Origin of the sequence: Micromonospora sp. NPDC048894, assembly GCF_040649765.1 — a bacterium.
GTDB classification, from domain to species: domain Bacteria; phylum Actinomycetota; class Actinomycetes; order Mycobacteriales; family Micromonosporaceae; genus Micromonospora; species Micromonospora antibiotica.
Genome location: NZ_JBEZFY010000010.1, coordinates 181,234 through 199,297, shown reverse-complemented (window position 1 = coordinate 199,297; position 18,064 = coordinate 181,234). Strand labels below are relative to the sequence as shown.

Below are 18,064 nucleotides of genomic sequence, written 5' to 3'. Positions count from 1 at the left end.
CCCGCTCGGCCCGGCCCTGTGGTCGAGCCGGACGTCACTCTCCGGAGCCGAACGTGCGCATCCTGCTGCTGTCCACCGCCGACACCGATCTGCTCGCCGCCCGGGCCAGCGCCGCCGACTACCGGCTCGCCAACCCCACCCGGGTCGACGTGGACGCCGTGCCGGCCCTGCTCGACGGGGTCGACCTGGCCGTCGTACGGCTGCTCGGTGGTCGGCAGGCGTGGCCGGACGGCCTCGCGGCGGTGCTCGGCTCCGGCGTCCCCACGATCGTGCTCGGCGGCGAGGCGGTGCCCGACGCGGAGCTGATGGCGGCCTCCACGGTGACCTCCGGGGTGGCCACCGAAGCCCTGTCCTACCTGGTCGAGGGGGGTGCGGCAAACCTCGCCCAGCTGGCCCGGTTCCTGTCCGACACGGTCCTGCTCACCGGTGAGGGCTTCGACCCGCCCACCCCCACCCCGCCGTACGGCATTCTCGACCGTCGACCCCCGACCGCCCCGGTCGACCCGACCGCCCCGGTCGACCCGACCGCCCCGGTCGACCCGATCGACCCGGCGGAACCGGCGGCCGGGCCGGACGGGCGGCGGGCGGACGGCGACGGGCGGCCCACGGTGGGCATCGTGTTCTACCGGGCGCACGCGCTGGCCGGCAACACCGACTTCGTGCACACCCTGGCCGACGCGGTCGACGCGGCCGGGGGGAACCCGCTGCCGATCTACTGCGGATCGCTGCGCGGGCTCACCCCCGGTGCCGGGCCGCTGGACCTCTTCGCCCGCTGCGACGCGCTCGTCGTCACCGTCCTCGCCGCCGGGGGGACGGTCGCCGCCGACGCCTCCGGTGGCGGCGACGAGGACGCCTGGGACGTCGGCGCGCTCGCCGCCCTCGACGTGCCGGTGATCCAGGCGCTCTGCCTCACCAGCACCCGGGACCAGTGGGCCGGCAGCGACGCCGGACTGTCCCCGTTGGACGCGGCGATGCAGGTGGCGATCCCCGAGTTCGACGGCCGGATCGTCACCGTGCCGTTCTCGTTCAAACGCATCGACGCCGACGGGCTGTCGGTCTACGCCGCCGACGCCGAGCGGGCCGCCCGGGTCGCCGGGATCGCCGTCCGACAGGCCCGGCTGCGGCACCTGCCCCCCGCCGACAGGCGGCTGGCGATCGTGCTCAGCTCCTACCCGACGAAGCACTCCCGGGTCGGCAACGCCGTCGGCCTGGACACCCCCGCCTCGGCGGTACGCCTGCTCGCCGCCCTCGCCGCCGCCGGATACCACCTCGGTGACGCGCCCCCGCCCACCGACGGGGACGCCCTGATCCACGCACTGATCGCCGCCGGTGGTCACGACGTCGAGTGGCTCACCCCGCAACAGTTGTCCGCCGCCGAGGCCCGGGTGCCGGGGGAGACCTACCGGCGCTGGTTCGACCAGGTGCCGGCCGACCTGCGGGACCGGATGCGGGAACACTGGGGTGAGCCACCCGGCCAGCTCTACACCGACGACGGTGACATCGTCCTGGCCGGGCTGCGGTTCGGCAACGTCACCCTGCTGATCCAGCCGCCGCGCGGCTTCGGTGAGAACCCGATCGCCATCTACCACGACCCCGACCTGCCACCCAGCCACCACTACCTCGCCGCGTACCGGTGGTTGGCCGCGCCGGTCGCCGACGGCGGGTTCGGTGCCGACGCGGTGGTGCACCTCGGCAAACACGGCACCCTGGAATGGCTGCCCGGCAAGGGCCTCGGCCTGGCCGCCGACTGCGCCCCCGACGCCGTCCTCGGCGACCTGCCGCTGGTCTACCCGTTCATCGTCAACGACCCCGGCGAGGGCACCCAGGCCAAGCGGCGGGCGCACGCCGTCGTCGTCGACCACCTGGTGCCCCCGATGGCCCGCGCCGAGACCTACGGCGACCTGGCGAAACTCGAACAACTGCTGGACGAGTACGCCACCGTGCAGGCCCTCGACCCGGCGAAGGTGCCGGTGGTCCGGGGGCAGATCTGGGAGCTGGTGCGCGTCGCCGAACTGCACCACGACCTGCACACCGAGGCGATGCCCGACGCCGACGACTTCGACGACTTCGTGCTGCACCTCGACGGTTACCTGTGCGAGGTCAAGGACGTGCAGATCCGCGACGGGCTGCACATCCTGGCCGAGGTGCCCACCGGTGAGCCCCGGGTGAACCTCGTCCTCGCCGTGCTGCGCGCCCCCCAGGTGTGGGGTGGTGCCCAGGCCCTGCCCGGCCTGCGTCAGGCCCTCGCCGCCAGCTATGACCTCGACGAGCAGGCGCTGCTCGCCGAGCCCGGGGCGCGGGTGGCGGTGCCGGCGGCGCTGACCGACGTCGTCGACGGGCCGTCGGTCACCGCCGCCGACGCGGTGGACCTGATCGAAGGGCTGGCCCGGCGGCTCGTCCTCGGCATGGAGACCCTCGGTTGGGACCCCGCCCGGGTCGACGAGGTGGTCACCGAGGTGACCGGTGGGTCCTGCCCCGACGCCGCCGAGGTGCTGCGGTTCGCCGCCCGCGAGGTGGTGCCCCGGCTGGACCGCACCACCGACGAGATCACCCACACCCTCGGCGCGCTCGACGGCCGGTTCGTGCCCCCCGGTCCGTCCGGGTCGCCCACCCGGGGGCTGGTCAACGTGCTGCCCACGGGCCGCAACTTCTACTCCGTCGACCCGAAGGCGATCCCCAGCCGCAACGCCTGGGACGTCGGGGTCGCGCTGGCCGACTCGCTACTCGCCCGCTACCTCGCCGACACCGGCGAGTACCCGCGGTCGGTCGGGCTGACCGTGTGGGGCACCAGCGCCATGCGTACCCAGGGTGACGACATCGCCGAGGTGCTGGCCCTGCTCGGCTGCCGGCCGGTGTGGGACGACCGGTCGCGGCGGGTCACCGGCGTCGAGGTGGTGCCGGTGGCGGAACTGGGCCGGCCCCGGGTCGACGTCACGGTCCGCATCTCGGGCTTCTTCCGGGACGCGTTCCCGCACGTCGTCGCCCTCCTCGACGACGCGGTACGGCTGGTCGCCGCCCTCGACGAGCCGGCCGGGGACAACTACCTGCGCGCGCACGTGGCCGCCGACCTCGCCACCCACGGCGACGAGCGGCGGGCCACCGCCCGGATCTTCGGCTCCAAGCCCGGGGCGTACGGGGCGGGGCTGCTGCCGCTGATCGACGCCCGGAACTGGCGCACCGACGCCGACCTGGCCGAGGTGTACGCCGTCTGGGGTGGCTACGCCTACGGCCGGGGCCTGGACGGGCGGGAGGCGCGGGCCGACATGGAACGGTCCTTCGCCCGGATCGCGGTGGCGGCCAAGAACCAGGACACCCGCGAGCACGACATCGTCGACTCCGACGACTATTTCCAGTACCACGGTGGGATGGTGGCGATGGTGCGGCACCTGACCGGGGCCGCCCCGGCCGCCTATGTGGGCGACTCGGCGATGCCGCACGACGTGCGCACCCGCACCCTCGGCGAGGAGACCCGGCGGGTGTTCCGGGCCCGGGTGGTCAACCCGAAGTGGATCGCCGCGATGCGCCGGCACGGCTACAAGGGCGCGTTCGAGCTGGCCGCCACCGTGGACTACCTGTTCGGCTACGACGCCACCGCCGGTGTCGTCGACGACTGGATGTACGAGCGCCTCGCCGAGGCGTACCTGTTCGACGGGGAGACCCGGGAGTTCCTGGAACGGTCCAACCCGTGGGCGCTGCGCGGCATCACCGAGCGGTTGCTGGAGGCCGCCGACCGGGGCCTGTGGGCCGCGCCGGAGCCCGCCACCCTGGACCGGCTGCGGGAGACGTACCTGGCCACCGAGGGCGACCTGGAGGAAAAGCAGTGAGCGCGAGGAGTGAGCCGGGTTTGCGAGCCCCGCAGTCGCGATCGGAGGTCAGCTCTGTGAGCGCGAGGAGTGAGCCGGGTTTGCGAGCCCCGCAGTCGCGAGCCGGAGCAGCACAGTGAGCGGGTTTCCCTTCTCGGCCGTGCTCGGGATGGACGACATGCGGTTGGCGTTGCTGCTCAACGCGGTCAGCCCGGCGATCGGCGGGGTGCTGGTGCGGGGCGAGAAGGGCACCGCCAAGTCGACCGCCGTGCGGGCACTGGCCGCGCTGCTCCCGCCGGTGGACCGGGTCGCCGGGTGCCGGTTCGGCTGCGACCCGGCCGCCCCGGATCCGACCTGCCCGGACGGTCCGCACCCGGGCGTCGCCGGGCACGAGGACCCGACCGCCGCGTCGGTCGAGCGCCGTCCGGCCCGGCTGGTGGAGTTGCCGGTCGGTGCCGCCGAGGACCGGGTGGTCGGCTCGTTGGACCTGGAGAAGGCCCTCGCCGAGGGGGTACGCGCCTTCGAGCCGGGCCTGCTCGCCGCCGCCCACCGGGGGGTGCTCTATGTCGACGAGGTGAACCTGCTCCACGACCACCTGGTCGACCTGCTGCTGGACGCCGCCGCGATGGGCCGTTGCCACGTCGAGCGGGAGGGTGTCTCGGTCAGCCACGCCGCCCGGTTCCTGCTGGTGGGCACGATGAACCCGGAGGAGGGTGAGCTGCGTCCGCAGTTGCTCGACCGGTTCGGGCTGACCGTCGAGGTGGCGGCCAGCCGGGACCCGGTCGTCCGGGTGGAGGTGGTGCGCCGCCGGCTCGCCGCCGACGCCGACCCGGCCGGGTTCGCCGCCCGCTGGGCCGCCGCCGACGCCGAGGTGGCCGCCCGGGTGGCTGCCGCCCGGGGGCGGCTCGACGCGGTGCTGCTGCCTGACGCCGCGTTGCGGCAGATCGCCGAGGTCTGCGCCGCGTTCGACGTGGACGGGATGCGCGCCGACATCGTCACCGCCCGGACCGCCGTGGCACACGCCGCCTGGCAGGGGCGGGACCGGGTGACCGCCGACGACGTGCGGGTCGCCGCCCGGTTGGCCCTGCCGCACCGGCGTCGTCGTGACCCGTTCGACACCCCCGGCCTGGACGAGAAACGCCTCGACGAGGCGTTGCAGCGGGCCCGCGACGAGCACCCCGACGACGATCCGCCGGATACCGGCCCGGCCGGTCCGGGTGACCCCGGCGGCCCGGACGGCGGTGGGCCGGGCGGCCCTTCGACGGGTGGCCCCGGCGGCGGGTCCGGTCCACAGCCACCCGACGACGCCGGTGGGCCGCAGGACGCCACCGGTGGGCCGCAGGACGCTGGTGGTCCGCTGGGCCACGACGACCACCCGCGCGCCCGGACCGGTCCGGCCTCCCCACAGTCCGGGGACGACCGGTGGCCGGACCGCATCGACGACGGCGGACCGGACGGCGACGACGGGCCGGACACCGGACACCGCGCCGACGGCCGGTCGGGACGCCCCGACGACGGGTCCGCCGAGCACACCGGTGCCCGTCCGGGGCGACCAGGCCAGGGCGGCACCGCGAACCCGGGTGACCCGGCGGGCGCCGGCTCGGTGGCCGTACCGCAGCGGGGGTTGACGGCCCGGTTGTTCACCGCACCGGGGGTGGGTGACGGGGTGCCCGGCCGGCGGTCGCGGGCCCGGACCGGGCGCGGGCGGACCACCGGCGCGCGGGTGCCCGCCGGCCGACCGGCCACGGTGCACCTGCCGGCGACCCTGCGTGCCGCCGCCCCGCACCAGGCCCGGCGGGGCCGGTGCGGCGGGCGGTTGCTGCTGCGCCCCGACGACCTGCGGGAGGCGGTCCGGGAGGGCCGCGAGGGCAACCTGGTGCTGTTCGTGGTCGACGCCAGCGGGTCGATGGGCGCGCGGCAGCGGATGTCGGCGGTCAAGGGTGCGGTGCTGGCCCTGCTCACCGACGCCTACCAGCGTCGGGACACGGTGGCGGTGGTCGCCTTCCGGGGTTCCGGGGCGCAGGTGCTGCTGCCGGCCACCTCGTCGGTGCTGGCCGCGTCGGCGCGGCTGGCCGAGCTGCCCACCGGGGGGCGTACCCCGTTGGCGGAGGGATTGCTCGCCGCCGCCGACCTGCTGCGGGTGCAGCGGCTGCGGGACCCGCGCCGGCGTCCGCTGGTGCTGGTCGTCACCGACGGCCGGGCCACCGCCGGGCACCGGCCGCTGGACCGGTCGGCGCGCGCGGCGGCGGTGCTCGCCGCCACCGGCGCACCCTGCGTCGTGGTGGACTGTGAGTCCGGCCCGGTCCGGTTGCACCTGGCCCGCCGGCTGGCCGACCAGCTCGGCGCGGCCCACCACCGCCTGGACACGGTCACCGCCGACCCGCTGGCCGGGCTCGCCACCGTCGGAGCGAATCGGAGCGTGCGCTGATGCCGCAGGGAAAGCCGGAACACGTCCCCGCCGACGGGTTGACCACCCGGCAGCGGCGGCACCGTCCGCTGACCATCGTGCACACCGGGCAGATGAAGGGGAAGTCCACCGCCGCGTTCGGCCTGGCACTGCGGGCCTGGACCGCCGGGCTGCCGATCGGGGTGTTCCAGTTCGTCAAGAGCGCCAAGTGGCGGGTGGGTGAGGAGAACGCCTTCCGGGCCCTCGGCCAGGTGCACGCCGACACCGGGCAGGGCGCCCCGGTGGCCTGGCACAAGATGGGCGAGGGCTGGTCGTGGATCCAGCGCGGCGGCGAGGCCGACCACGCCGCCGACGCCCTGGAGGGCTGGCGGCAGATCCAGCGTGACCTGGCCGCGCAGCGCTACGGCCTGTACGTCCTGGACGAGTTCACCTACCCGATGAAGTGGGGTTGGGTGGACGTCGACGAGGTGGTCGACACCCTCACCCACCGGCCCGGCTTCCAACACGTGGTGATCACCGGCCGGGACGCCGACCCGCGCCTGGTCGAGGCGGCCGACCTGGTCGCCGAGCTGACCAAGGTCAAGCACCCGATGGACGCCGGTCAGAAGGGCCAGAAGGGCATCGAGTGGTGACCGGACCGACCCGCCGCACCGACCAGCGCCGCCCGCCGGGCAACGCGCCGACCGGTCACCCGGGCGGCCCCGCGCCGGGCGGGCCACCGTCGGCCGGGCCCGCCGCGCCGGTCGGCCCGTGGGCGCTGCCCCGGCTGGTGGTCGCCGCCCCGGCCAGCGGGCACGGCAAGACCACCGTCGCCACCGGGCTGCTCGCCGCGCTGCGCCGCCGGGGCCTCACGGTCAGCCCGCACAAGGTCGGCCCCGACTACATCGACCCCGGCTACCACGCGCTCGCCGCCGGCCGCCCCGGTCGCAACCTCGACCCGTGGCTGGTCGGGGAGGAGCTGATCGCCCCGCTGCTGCGGCACGGCGCGAGCGTCCCCACCCCCGCCGACGTCGCCGTGGTCGAGGGGGTGATGGGGCTGCACGACGGCGCGGTCGGCCGGGCCGGGTACGCCTCCACCGCCCACGTCGCCACGTTGATCGACGCGCCGGTGCTGCTGGTCCTGGACACCACCGCGCAGGGCCGCTCGGCCGCCGCGCTGGTCCTCGGCATGCGCGCCTTCGACCCGGCCGTACGGATCGGCGGGGTGGTCCTCAACCGGGTCGGTTCGCCCCGGCACGAGACCCTGCTGCGCGACGCGCTCGCCGAGGTGGGCGTACCGGTGCTGGGGGCGGTCACCCGGGCCGTCGAGGTGGCCGCGCCGGCCCGACACCTGGGGCTGGTGCCGGTCGCCGAACGGGCACCGGAGTCGCTGGCCGTCGTCGACGCGCTCGCCGGGCTCGTCGCGTCCACCGTCGACCTCGACGCGGTGCTCGACCTGGCCCGCAGCGCCCCACCGTTGACCGTGGACGCCTGGGACCCGGGCACCGCCGTCGGTGGCCCGGCCGGCGTGGACCGTCCGGTCGTCGCGGTCGCCGCCGGTGCCGCCTTCACCTTCTCGTACGCCGAGACCGCCGAACTGCTCACCGCCGCCGGGGCGACCGTGGCCCCGTTCGACCCGCTGGCCGACCCGGCCCTGCCCGCCGGCACCCGGGCCGTGGTCATCGGCGGCGGCTTCCCCGAGGTGCACGTCGAGGCGCTGAGCGACAACACCGGGCTCCGTGCCGAGCTGGCCGGCTTCGCCGGGCCGGTGGTCGCCGAGTGCGCCGGGCTGCTCTACCTCGGCCGCTCCCTGGACGGGGTGCCGATGTGCGGGCGGCTCGACCACCACGCCCGGATGTCCGGCCGGCTCACCCTCGGCTACCGCGACGCGGTCGCCGCCACCGAATCCCCGGTCCACCCCGCCGGTGAGCGGGTACGCGGCCACGAGTTCCACCGCACCGTCACCGACCCCGGGCACGGCGACCGGCCCGCCTGGCGCTGGGACGACACCGCCCACGGGTTCGTCACCGGGCAGGTGCACGCCTCGTACCTGCACACCCACTGGGCGGGTCACCCCCGGGCCGCCCGCCGACTGGTCGAGGCGGCGGCCCGGTGACCGACGCCGGGGCGGACCACCCGCCCGTCGCCGCCACTGACCGGGCCGCGCCGACCGGGCCGGACCGCCCGTCCGTCGTCGAGGGGGGCACGGGCCGGGCCGCGCCGACCGGGCCGGTCACGCTGACCGGGGTGGGGGTCGGGCCGGGGGACCCGGAACTGCTCACCCTCAAGGCGGTCCGGGTGCTGGCCGAGGCCGACCTGGTGGTCGTACCGGTGCTGGACCGGCTGGCGGCGGACCCGGCGACGCCCCCCGGCCGGGCCGAGACGACGGTCCGCGCGCACGTGCCGGCGCACCGGCTGCGCCGGCTGCCGTTCGCCCTCGACGACCGGGGCGGGGTGACCGCCCGTCGGGAGGCCGCCTGGGACGCCGCGGCCCGTGCCGTGGTCGACGCGTTCGCCGCCGGGGCCCGGTCGGTCGCCTTCGCCACCATCGGCGACCCCAACGTCTACTCCACCTTCACCTACCTGGCCGACGGGGTCCGCGCGCTGCGGCCGGCGGTCGAGGTGCGGACCGTGCCCGGCGTCACCGCCATGCAGGAGTTGGCCGCGCGCAGTGGCGTCCCGCTGTGCCAGGGGCGGGAGCCGCTGACCCTGCTGCCGGCCACCGCTGGCCCGGCGCTGGTCGCCGACGCCCTCGCCGGGCCCGGCACCGTCGTGGTCTACAAGGGCTGGCGGCGGCACCGGGAACTCGTCGACGAGCTGCGCCGGCACGACCGGCTCGCCGATGCGGTGCTCGGCTGCGGCCTCGGCCTGCCCGACGAACGGATCGGGCCGGTCGGCCCGGACGACGAGCTGCCCTACCTGTCGACGCTGCTGGTCCCGGCCCGCCGGGACGGGCGGGGAGGAAAACTGTGACGTCCACCGGAAAGGTGTGGTTCGTGGGGGCCGGGCCCGGCGCCGCCGACCTGCTCACCCTGCGCGCCGCCCGGGTGATCGCCGACGCCGACGTGGTGATCTGGGCGGCCAGCCTGGTACACGCCGACGTGCTGGCCCACGCCCGCCCCGACGCCGAGATCGTCGACTCGTCGCAGCTGCCCATCGAGGGGGTGCTGCCGCTGTACCGGCGGGCCGCCGCCGACGGGCTCACCGTGGCCCGGATCCACTCGGGCGACCCGGCGCTGTGGGGTGCCGTGCAGGAGCAGCTCGACCTGTGCCGGGCCCTCGACCTGGCCGTGGAGATCGTCCCCGGGGTCTCCTCGTTCACCGCCGTCGCCGCGATCGTCGGCCGGGAGTTGACCATCCCCGAGGTGGCCCAGTCGGTGATCCTCACCCGGCTGGAGGGCGGCAAGACGCCGATGCCGGCGGGGGAGCGGGTCCGCGACTTCGCCCGGCACGGCACCACCATGGCGCTGTTCCTGTCCGCCGCCCGCGCCGGGCAGGCCCAGACCGAACTGCTCGCCGGCGGCTACCCGGCCGACACCCCGGTCGTGGTGGCCTACCAGGCGACCTGGCCGGACGAACTGGTGGTGCGGTGCGCCCTCGGCGACCTGGCGGCCACCGTCAAGGAACACCGGTTGTGGAAGCACACCCTGTTCCTGGTCGGGCCGGCACTCGCCGCCACCGGCACCCGGTCGCACCTCTACCACCCCGGGCACTTCCACACCTTCCGCCGGGCCGAGCCGGCCGCCCGCGCCGAGCTGCGCCGCTCCCGGGCCACCGCAGCGGAGGACGCGACACCGTGACCTACCCCGAGCCGCCGCTGCGCGAGCCGGACCTACCGCGTACCGCGAAGGTCCGGCCGGTGGCGTTGCGGACCGGCTGGACCACCGGCGCGTGCGCGACGGCGGCGGCGAAGGCGGCGGTGACCGCCCTGGTCACCGGCGTACCGCCGGGGGAGGTGGAGATCGGGCTGCCCGCCGGCCGGCGGGTGACCTTCGCGGTGGCCCGCTGCGACCTGACCGCCCGGCCCGAACCGACAGCGGAGGCGGTGGTGGTCAAGGACGCCGGGGACGACCCGGACGTCACCCACGGCGCGCACCTCACCGCCACCGTCGGCTGGCGACCCCGACCCGGCCTGGAACTCGCCGGTGGGGACGGCGTCGGCACCGTCACCCGCCCCGGGCTCGGCCTCGCCGTCGGCGGTCCGGCCATCAACGACACCCCCCGCCGGATGATCGGCCAGGCCGTCGCCGAGGTGGTCGACCTGACCGAGATGGGCGTACGGGTGGTGATCAGCGTGCCGGGCGGTGAGGTGATGGCCCGCAAGACCACCAACCGGCGGCTCGGCATCGTCGGCGGCATCTCGATCCTCGGCACCACCGGCGTCGTCCGGCCGTTCTCCACCGCCTCCTGGCGGGCCAGCGTGGTGCAGGCGGTGCACGTGATGGCCGCCCAGGGGCAGCGGACCGTGGTGCTGTGCACCGGTGGGCGCACCGAACGGGCCGCCCGCGCGCTGCTGCCGGAGCTGCCGGAGGTGTGTTTCGTCGAGGTCGGCGACTTCACCGGCGCGGCCGTCACCGCCGCCGTCGGTGACGCGATGACCGGGGTGGTCTTCGTCGGGATGGCCGGCAAGCTGGCCAAACTCGCCGCCGGGATCCTGATGACCCACTACACCCGGTCGAAGGTGGACCTGTCCCTGCTCGGCGCGGTCACCGCCGAGGCCGGCGGCGACGCCGACCTGGTGGCGGCGGTGGTGGCGGCCAACACCGGCCGGCACGCCTACGAGCTGTGGGAGGCCGCCGGGCTGCTGCGTCCCGCCGGTGACCTGCTCTGCGACCGGGTCCGTCAGGTGCTGCGCCGCTTCGCCGGGCCGGCGCTCACCGTCGACGTGGCGATGGTCGACTTCACCGGCGACCGCCTGGTCGCCTCGTCCGGCCGGTGGCCGGCGTGACGCGCCAGGAGCCGGTGCCTGGCGGGACCGGGCCGGAGTCGCTCGTCGGGGTGCCGGAGCCGGTCGTGGTGGTGGGGATGGACGCGGCCGGCCGGCCGTTGCCCCCGTCGGCGGTGGCCGCCCTGGCCGGGGCCGGGTTGGTCGTCGGGGCGGCCCGGCACCTGGCGGCCGTGCCGGTGCCGCCCGGCGTCGACACCGTCACCCTCGGCCCGCTCGCCCCGGCGCTGGACCGGCTCGCCGCCGCGCACGCCGCCGGGCAGCCGGCCGTCGTGCTGGCCAGCGGCGACCCCGGGTTCTTCGGCGTGGTACGCCGGCTGCGCGCCGCCGGACTGCCGGTCCGGGTGCTCCCGGCGGTGTCCAGTGTGGCCGCCGCCTTCGCCCGCGCCGGGCTCGACTGGGACGGTGCCGTGGTGGTCACCGCCCACGGCCGGGAGTTGGGTCCCGCGCTCAACGCCTGCCGGGCATTGCCCGCCGTCGCCGTGCTCACCGCGCCGGACGCCGGGGCCGCCGAGATCGGGGCCGGTCTGGTCGGCTGGTCCCGCCGCCTGGTGGTCGCCGAGTACCTCGGTACCCCCGCCGAGCGGGTCACCTGGACCACCCCGCAGGAGGCCGCCACCCGGGCCTGGGCCGACCCGCACGTCCTGCTCAGCCTGGCCGCGACCGACGGTGACCCCGGGGCGCGGCCCGCCCGGCGTCCCGGCACCGCCGAGCGGGGCGAGGTCGCCGGCCGGTCGGGTGACACCGGCCCGGCCGGCGATGACGCTCCGGTCCGGGTCGGGCGGGTGCGGGCGGACAACCAGCTGGCTGCCGCACCCGCCGAGGGCTGGGCGCTGCCCGAGTCCGCGTACCGGCACCGGGACTCGATGATCACGAAGGCCGAGGTGCGGGCCCTGGCCGTCGCCCGGTTGCGGCCCCGGCTCGGTCGACTGGTCTGGGACGTCGGCGCGGGCAGCGGATCGGTGGGCATCGAGTGCGCGTTGCTCGGTGCGGCGGTGATCGCCGTGGAACGGGACCCGACGGCACCGGTCGCCGGCAACGCCGCCCGGCACGGCGTCGACGTCCGGGTGGTGACCGGTGACGCGCCGGCCGTCCTCGCCGGGTTGCCCGATCCGGATGCCGTCTTCGTCGGCGGCGGGGGGACCGACGTGCTGAGCGCCGTCGCCGACCGCCGCCCCGACCGGGTGGTGGTCACCCTCGCCGCCCTGGACCGAATCGCCCCGGCCGTGCACCTGCTGCGCCGCGCCGGCTACACGGTGACGGGCAGCCAGCTCACCGCCGCCCGCCTCGCCGACCTGCCCGGCGGATCCATCCGACTCGCGGCCACCAACCCGGTGGTCGTCCTCACCGGGGAGCGTCAGTGACCGGCATCGCAGCACACCGGCACCGGGACACGCCCGGCACCGGCCCGCACCGGATCGGACTCGTCGCGGCCACCGCCGCCGGTCGCCGACACGCCCGCACCCTGGCCGCCGCCTGGCCGCACGCCCGGCTCGTCGAGGCCGACGGGGTCGCCGACGCGCTGCGGACGGCCTGGACGGAGTACGACGCGGTGGTGGCGTTCCTGGCCACCGGCGCGGTGGTGCGGGTGCTGGCGCCACTGCTCGGGGACAAGCGCACCGACCCGGCGGTGGTGGTGGTCGACGAGGCCGCCCGGCACGCCGTCGCCCTGCTCGGCGGCCACGCGGGGGGCGCGAACGCGCTCGCCGTCGAGGTGGCTGCGGTGCTCGACGCCCGGCCGGTGGTCACCACCGCCACCGACGCGGTCGACCTGCCCGGCCTGGACACCCTCGGCTGGCCGGTCGAGGGGGCGGTCGCTGCGGTGTCCCGGGCGATCCTCGACGGCGAACCGGTCCGGCTGGTCACCGACGCGGTGTGGCCACTACCCGCCCTGCCGCCGAACGTCCACCGTGAACCGCCCACCGGGGAACACCGGGCCGTCGGGCCCGATCTGGAGGGCGGGTACCGGGTGCTGGTCACCGACCGGGTCGTGCCGGTCGACGACCGTACCGTCGTGCTGCGGCCGCCGTCCCTGGTCGCCGGGGTGGGATCGAGCCGGGGGGTGCCCGCCGCCGAGGTCGAGGCGCTGCTGCGCCGGGCGCTCGCCGACGCCGGCTTGAGCCCGGCCAGCCTGAGCTGCCTGGCCAGCGTGGACGTGAAGGCCGACGAGGAGGGCATCCGGGCCACCGCCGACGCGCTGGGCGTACCGCTGCGGACCTGGCCGGCGGCGGAGCTGGCGACGGTCGACGTGCCGCACCCCAGCGAGGTGGTCCGGGCCGCCGTCGGCACGCCCAGCGTCGCCGAGGCGGCGGCGTTGCGCGGCGGTGGCACCCTGCTGGTGCCCAAGACCGCCTCGGCGATGGCCACCGTCGCGGTCGCCCGGCACGCCCCGCGCGGCCGGTTGGCGATCGTCGGCCTGGGCCCCGGCGCGGCCGACCTGCGTACCCCGCGCGCCGTCGCCGAGCTGCGCCGGGCCGCCGTGGTCGTCGGCCTAGACCAGTACGTCGACCAGGTCCGTGACCTGCTGCGGCCGGGCACCCGGGTGCTGGCCAGCGGGCTCGGCGCGGAGGAGGAACGGGCCCGCAGCGCCGTCGTCGAGGCCACCGCCGGGCAGGCCGTGGCGCTGGTCGGTTCCGGCGACGCCGGGGTGTACGCCATGGCCAGCCCCGCCCTGGAGTACGCCGACGAGCGGATCGACGTGGTCGGGGTGCCCGGGGTGACCGCCGCGCTGGCCGCCGCCGCCCTGCTCGGTGCGCCGATCGGCCACGACCACGTCTACCTGAGCCTGTCCGACCTGCACACCCCGTGGGCGGTGATCGAACGACGGGTCGCCGCAGCCGCCGAGGCGGACCTGGTGGCGCTGCTCTACAACCCGCGTAGCCGGGCCCGGGACTGGCAGCTCGGCGCGGTGCTGGCGACGTTCGCCGCGCACCGCCCGCCACAGACCCCGGTCGGGGTGGTACGCAACGCCAGCCGACCCGACGAGCGGGTGCACCTGGCCACCCTCGCCACCTTCGACCCGAGCGTGGTCGACATGTACGGCCTGGTGGTGGTGGGTAGTTCGCAGACCCGGCTGGTCGGTGGCCGGATGGTCACCCCCCGGGGTTACCGGTGGCGCGGATGACCCCCGAGGTGCCCCCGCCCGACCTGGTCGCCGTCGTCCCGCCCGCGGTGGATCCGCCGTTCACCGCAGCGGACGGCCCGGCCACGGCACCGGTGTCCATCGACGCCTGCCAGGGCTGCGGGGCCTGCCTGCTCACCTGCCCCACCCACGCGATCCGTCCGGTGCCCGGCGGCCTGACCGTCCGGGCCGACCGTTGCACCGGCTGCCTGGAGTGCGTGGAGGTCTGCCCGGTGGACGCCATCCGGACCGTCACCGACCGACGAGGAGCACCATGACCAGTACCCACCCGGCCCGCTGCCGGCCCGCCCCGGGAGGTGGCCGGTGAGCCGGGTCGTCCACCCCATCGAGCAGGAGTCGTACCGGATCCTGCGCGAGCGGGTCGACCTGGGCGGCCTGCCGCCGCTGACCCGGGCGGTCGTCGAGCGGGTGGTGCACGCCAGCGCCGACCTCGACTACGTCACCGACCTGGTCTGCGACGAGGTGGCGCTGGCCGATGGGCTGGCCGCACTGCGGGCCGGGGCGCCGATCGTCACCGACGTGGCGATGGTGGCCGCCGGGATCACCGGGGCCGGGCGGGAGATCGTCTGCCCGGTCGCCGACCCGGCCGCCGCCGCGCTGGCCCGGGAGACCGGCCTGACCCGGTCGGCGGCGGCCGTGCGGATCGCCCTGGACCGGGTCGGACCGGGGGCGGTCTGGGTGGTCGGCTGCGCGCCGACGGCCCTGGTCGAACTGATCGGCGTGGCCGCCGACCCGGCGCTGGTGGTCGGGTTGCCGGTCGGCTTCGTGGGGGCCGCCGAGTCCAAGGCGGCGTTGCGGGCCAGTGGCCTGCCCGCCGTGTCCAACATCGGCGAGAAGGGTGGCTCGGCGGTCGCCGCCGCCGCCCTCAACGCCCTGCTCTACCTGGAGGAAACATGACCGCTCTGGTCATCGTCGGACACGGCACGCGCAGCGCGGCCGGGGTCGACCAGTTCGCCGCGCTCGTCGACCGGGTCCGGGACCGGGCGGGGGCCGTCGTCGGCGACGTCGAGGGCGGCTTCATCGAGCTGTCCCGGCCGCCGCTGACCGACGCGGTGACCGCGCTGGTCGCGAAGGGTCACCGGGCGCTGGTCGCGTTGCCGCTGGTGCTCACCGCCGCCGGCCACGGCAAGGGCGACATCCCGGCCGCGATGGCCCGCGAGCAGGAACGCCACGCCGGCCTGACCTACCGGTACGGGCGACCGCTCGGCCCGCACCCGCTGCTGCACACCGTGCTGGAGCAGCGGATCGACGCGGCACTGGCCGGGGCCGACCGGGCCGGCACCTGGGTGGCGTTGATCGGGCGGGGCGCCACCGACCCGGACGCCAACGCCGAGGTGGCGAAGGTGGCCCGGCTGCTGTGGGAGGGGCGCGGCTACGCCGGGGTCGAACCGGGGTTCATCTCGCTGGCCGAGCCGTCCGTGCCGGCGGTGCTCGACCGGTTACGCCGCCTCGGTGCCCGCCGGATCGTGGTCGCGCCGTACTTCCTGTTCGCCGGGGTGCTGCCGGACCGGATCGTGGCGCAGTCGCAGGCGTACGCCGCCGACCATCCCGAGCTCGACATCCGGGTCGCGGACCTGATCGGTGACTGCGACGCCTTGGCCGACCTGGTGCTGGAGCGGTACGTCGAGGCGCTGCGCGGGGACATCCGGATGAACTGCGACACCTGTGCCTATCGGGTGCTGATGCCGGGGTTCGCCGACAAGGTGGGCCGCCCGCAGACCCCCCACGACCACCCCGACGACCCGGTCGACGGCCACGGCCACCATCATCACCACCATGGGCACGCCCACGGCCACCACGCCCACGACGACGCCCACACCCACGACGACGCCCACGACCACGGTCAGCGGCAGGCCGCGCCGGACGCGACCCCGGTCCGCTGAGGGTGCCCGCGGTCAGCCGGCGAGCGCTCGGGCCAGGGCGAAACCGAGGGTCGCCGCACCCAACCCGGCGACCACGCTGACCAGGGCGTTGGCCACCGCGTGCCACCGGTCGCCGGCTCGGGCCAGCCGGACGGTCTCGTAGCCGAACGTCGACCAGGTGGTCAGTGCGCCGCAGAAGCCGGTGCCGACCAGCGCGGTCACGGCGGGCCCGGCGGGCATCCCGACCACCGCGCCGAGCAGCAGCGAACCGGCGACGTTGACGGTCAGCGTCCCCCACGGGAAGCGGGAGTCGTGCCGGGCCTGCACGGCCCGGTCGGTGAGGTAGCGCAGCGGCGCACCCAGCGCCGCGCCGAGCGCGATCAGCAACACGGTCACCGGGGAACCTCCCCGTCCACCCGACCCGCTCCCGGCGGTCCGGCCCGGCCCGGCCCCCGCGCCAGCAGGCGGGTGGCCAGGGCGTCACCGGCGGCGACCGCCAGCAGCCCGCCGACCAGGGTGGCGGCCAGGTAGGCCAACGCCGTCGGGGCGGCCCCGGCGTCCAGCGCCCGGTGCACGTCGACCACGTAGGCGGAGAAGGTGGTGAAACCGCCGAGCACGCCGACCCCCAGGAACGGCCGGACCAGCGGGCCGACCCGACGCCGGCCGAGCACCGCCATCAGCGCGCCGATCAGCAGGCAACCGGTGACGTTCACGGCGAAGGTGGACCAGGGGAATCCGGTCGGGGTGTGCGGCAGGGCGGCCTGCACCCCGGCGCGGGCCAGCGCCCCGAGGACCCCGCCGACGGCGATCGCACCCAGCACGGTCGCCGGCCGCGCGGTCAGCTCGCTCCGGTCGGCCGGCACGCGCAGGTCGACGTCGGGATCGACGCGACGCGGTACCCCCTGCGTCATCAGGACCTCCCCACCAGCACCCGGACCACTGGCAGGGACCGTTGGCGTCTCCGACGCGGTTCTCCCGGTCCGACCGGGACGGCGGGCCCCACCGCCGACACGTCCGTGAGCATAGCCCGACCGGCCGGCCCCCACCGCGAAAGCAGGCGGAGGCCGGGGGCCACCCCCCGCCGCCACGTCTGCGTGGCGACCGACCCGTCCGCGTACGGTCGGCAGCGGCAGCCGGTAGCCCGTGCCGGCCGCCGCTGCCGTGACCCCAGGAGGAACCCGTGCCGGACCGCAGCCCACCCCCCAGCGCACCCGCCCCGACCGGGGGGACCGACGGCGACAGCACTGGCCGGGTGTCGCGTGGCGATGGTGCCGAGGGGGTGCCGCGCGGCGACAGCACCGGTCGGGTGCCCGGGCGGGTGTCGCGTGGCGATGGTGCCGGGCGGACGGCCGCCCACGACATGTTCGACGCCGACGTGGCCTCCCGGGGGCTCGGCATCGAGCTGGTCTCGGCCGGGGACGGCGTGGCGGTGGCCCGGATGCGGGTGACCGCCGGGATGCTCAACGGGCACCGGATCGGCCACGGCGGTTTCGTCTTCCTGCTCGCCGACACCGCCTTCGCGCTGGCCTGCAACACCCACGGCCCGGCCACCGTCGCGGCCGGCGGCGAGATCAGTTTCCTGCGCCCGGTCCGCGAGGGCGACCTGCTGACCGCGTACGCCACCGAACGCGTCAGGTACGGCCGCAGCGGCATCTACGACGTCACCGTGACCCGGGGCGACGAGGTGGTGGCCGAGTTCCGGGGGCGCAGCCGCACCCTCGCCCGACCCGCCGACGACTGACCGGCAGCCCAGGGTTTGACAGGTCCACAGTGGGTAACAGGGTGGTCCGTGGTGCACCCTCCACGGGTGACGGCCCGGCCTCTCGGCGCGGTGCGACCGGTTCGTGGCCGAGGGTGCCGCAGTCCTCTCCGGACGGTCACGGCACCGCGCTGATTCCTCCAAAATCACCCTACTTTGCCGGGATT

14 protein-coding genes and 1 pseudogene are annotated in these 18,064 nt (G+C 76.4%); 13 read left to right on the top strand and 2 right to left on the bottom strand.

The features are described 5' to 3' along the window. The first annotated feature begins 53 nt into the window (after nucleotides 1-53). The 12 genes and pseudogenes from cobN to AB0C22_RS22220 form a co-directional block, all read left to right on the top strand. Nucleotides 54-3,824, top strand: a complete 3,771-nt coding sequence (gene cobN, locus AB0C22_RS22275; RefSeq protein ID WP_357536771.1) for a cobaltochelatase subunit CobN — start codon at nucleotides 54-56, stop codon at nucleotides 3,822-3,824. 148 nt (nucleotides 3,825-3,972) lie between these two features. Then, on the top strand, nucleotides 3,973-6,231 hold the full coding sequence (locus AB0C22_RS22270) for a VWA domain-containing protein (RefSeq protein WP_357536828.1): 2,259 nt from the start codon (nucleotides 3,973-3,975) through the stop codon (nucleotides 6,229-6,231). Continuing rightward, nucleotides 6,231-6,842, top strand: coding sequence for a cob(I)yrinic acid a,c-diamide adenosyltransferase (gene cobO, locus AB0C22_RS22265; protein ID WP_219462465.1), 612 nt, complete (start codon nucleotides 6,231-6,233; stop codon nucleotides 6,840-6,842). The genes AB0C22_RS22270 and cobO overlap by 1 nt, the downstream gene beginning before the upstream one ends. Nucleotides 6,843-6,967: 125 nt before the next feature. After that, nucleotides 6,968-8,305 carry a cobyrinate a,c-diamide synthase gene (locus tag AB0C22_RS22260; protein ID WP_357536826.1) on the top strand — a complete coding sequence of 446 codons (1,338 nt, stop codon included), beginning with the start codon at nucleotides 6,968-6,970 and terminating at the stop codon, nucleotides 8,303-8,305. 122 nt (nucleotides 8,306-8,427) lie between these two features. Beyond that, nucleotides 8,428-9,162: a precorrin-2 C(20)-methyltransferase gene (gene cobI, locus AB0C22_RS22255; RefSeq protein ID WP_357536825.1), complete on the top strand. Its 735-nt coding sequence runs from the start codon at nucleotides 8,428-8,430 to the stop codon at nucleotides 9,160-9,162. Beyond that, nucleotides 9,159-9,989 (top strand): precorrin-4 C(11)-methyltransferase, encoded by an 831-nt coding sequence (gene cobM / locus AB0C22_RS22250; protein WP_208566531.1) that lies wholly within the window; start codon nucleotides 9,159-9,161, stop codon nucleotides 9,987-9,989. The genes cobI and cobM overlap by 4 nt, the downstream gene beginning before the upstream one ends. Beyond that, nucleotides 9,986-11,137: a cobalt-precorrin-5B (C(1))-methyltransferase gene (locus AB0C22_RS22245; RefSeq protein WP_219462461.1), complete on the top strand. Its 1,152-nt coding sequence runs from the start codon at nucleotides 9,986-9,988 to the stop codon at nucleotides 11,135-11,137. Before cobM ends, AB0C22_RS22245 begins: the two co-directional genes overlap by 4 nt. A 77-nt stretch (nucleotides 11,138-11,214) precedes the next feature. Next, nucleotides 11,215-12,498 carry a precorrin-6y C5,15-methyltransferase (decarboxylating) subunit CbiE gene (gene cbiE, locus AB0C22_RS22240; protein WP_357536823.1) on the top strand — a complete coding sequence of 428 codons (1,284 nt, stop codon included), beginning with the start codon at nucleotides 11,215-11,217 and terminating at the stop codon, nucleotides 12,496-12,498. Between the two features lie 5 nt (nucleotides 12,499-12,503). Then, the gene (gene cobJ, locus AB0C22_RS22235; RefSeq protein WP_357536821.1) at nucleotides 12,504-14,258 is read left to right on the top strand and encodes a precorrin-3B C(17)-methyltransferase; all 1,755 of its coding nucleotides are present in this window, start codon (nucleotides 12,504-12,506) and stop codon (nucleotides 14,256-14,258) included. After that, nucleotides 14,255-14,533 (top strand): 4Fe-4S binding protein, encoded by a 279-nt coding sequence (locus AB0C22_RS22230; RefSeq protein ID WP_357536768.1) that lies wholly within the window; start codon nucleotides 14,255-14,257, stop codon nucleotides 14,531-14,533. Before cobJ ends, AB0C22_RS22230 begins: the two co-directional genes overlap by 4 nt. Nucleotides 14,534-14,579: 46 nt before the next feature. Further along, the gene (locus tag AB0C22_RS22225; protein ID WP_219462457.1) at nucleotides 14,580-15,173 is read left to right on the top strand and encodes a precorrin-8X methylmutase; all 594 of its coding nucleotides are present in this window, start codon (nucleotides 14,580-14,582) and stop codon (nucleotides 15,171-15,173) included. Next, nucleotides 15,170-16,054, top strand: a pseudogene (locus AB0C22_RS22220) (sirohydrochlorin chelatase); the annotation flags it as partial. The gene AB0C22_RS22225 and the pseudogene AB0C22_RS22220, both read left to right, overlap by 4 nt. Before the next feature lie 117 nt (nucleotides 16,055-16,171). Here AB0C22_RS22220 and crcB read toward each other — a convergent pair. Beyond that, nucleotides 16,172-16,534, bottom strand: a complete 363-nt coding sequence (gene crcB / locus AB0C22_RS22215) for a fluoride efflux transporter CrcB (RefSeq protein WP_219462456.1) — start codon at nucleotides 16,532-16,534, stop codon at nucleotides 16,172-16,174. Continuing rightward, nucleotides 16,531-17,049 (bottom strand): CrcB family protein, encoded by a 519-nt coding sequence (locus tag AB0C22_RS22210; RefSeq protein WP_357536766.1) that lies wholly within the window; start codon nucleotides 17,047-17,049, stop codon nucleotides 16,531-16,533. Before AB0C22_RS22210 ends, crcB begins: the two co-directional genes overlap by 4 nt. 449 nt (nucleotides 17,050-17,498) lie before the next feature. On the opposite strand from AB0C22_RS22210, the gene paaI reads away from it, so the two are divergent. Further along, on the top strand, nucleotides 17,499-17,879 hold the full coding sequence (paaI, locus tag AB0C22_RS22205; RefSeq protein WP_255598210.1) for a hydroxyphenylacetyl-CoA thioesterase PaaI: 381 nt from the start codon (nucleotides 17,499-17,501) through the stop codon (nucleotides 17,877-17,879). Nucleotides 17,880-18,064: the final 185 nt, after the last annotated feature.

Bases quoted from the DNA above. Each gene is read 5' to 3' on its own strand.
- paaI (WP_255598210.1), top strand. From the start codon at position 17,499: ATGTTCGACGCCGACGTGGCCTCCCGGGGGCTCGGCATCGAGCTGGTC.
- cbiE (WP_357536823.1), top strand. From the start codon at position 11,215: ATGGACGCGGCCGGCCGGCCGTTGCCCCCGTCGGCGGTGGCCGCCCTG.
- cobO (WP_219462465.1), top strand. From the start codon at position 6,231: ATGCCGCAGGGAAAGCCGGAACACGTCCCCGCCGACGGGTTGACCACC.
- AB0C22_RS22230 (WP_357536768.1), top strand. From the start codon at position 14,255: ATGACCCCCGAGGTGCCCCCGCCCGACCTGGTCGCCGTCGTCCCGCCC.
- AB0C22_RS22270 (WP_357536828.1), top strand. From the start codon at position 3,973: ATGGACGACATGCGGTTGGCGTTGCTGCTCAACGCGGTCAGCCCGGCG.
- AB0C22_RS22210 (WP_357536766.1), bottom strand. From the start codon at position 17,049: ATGACGCAGGGGGTACCGCGTCGCGTCGATCCCGACGTCGACCTGCGC.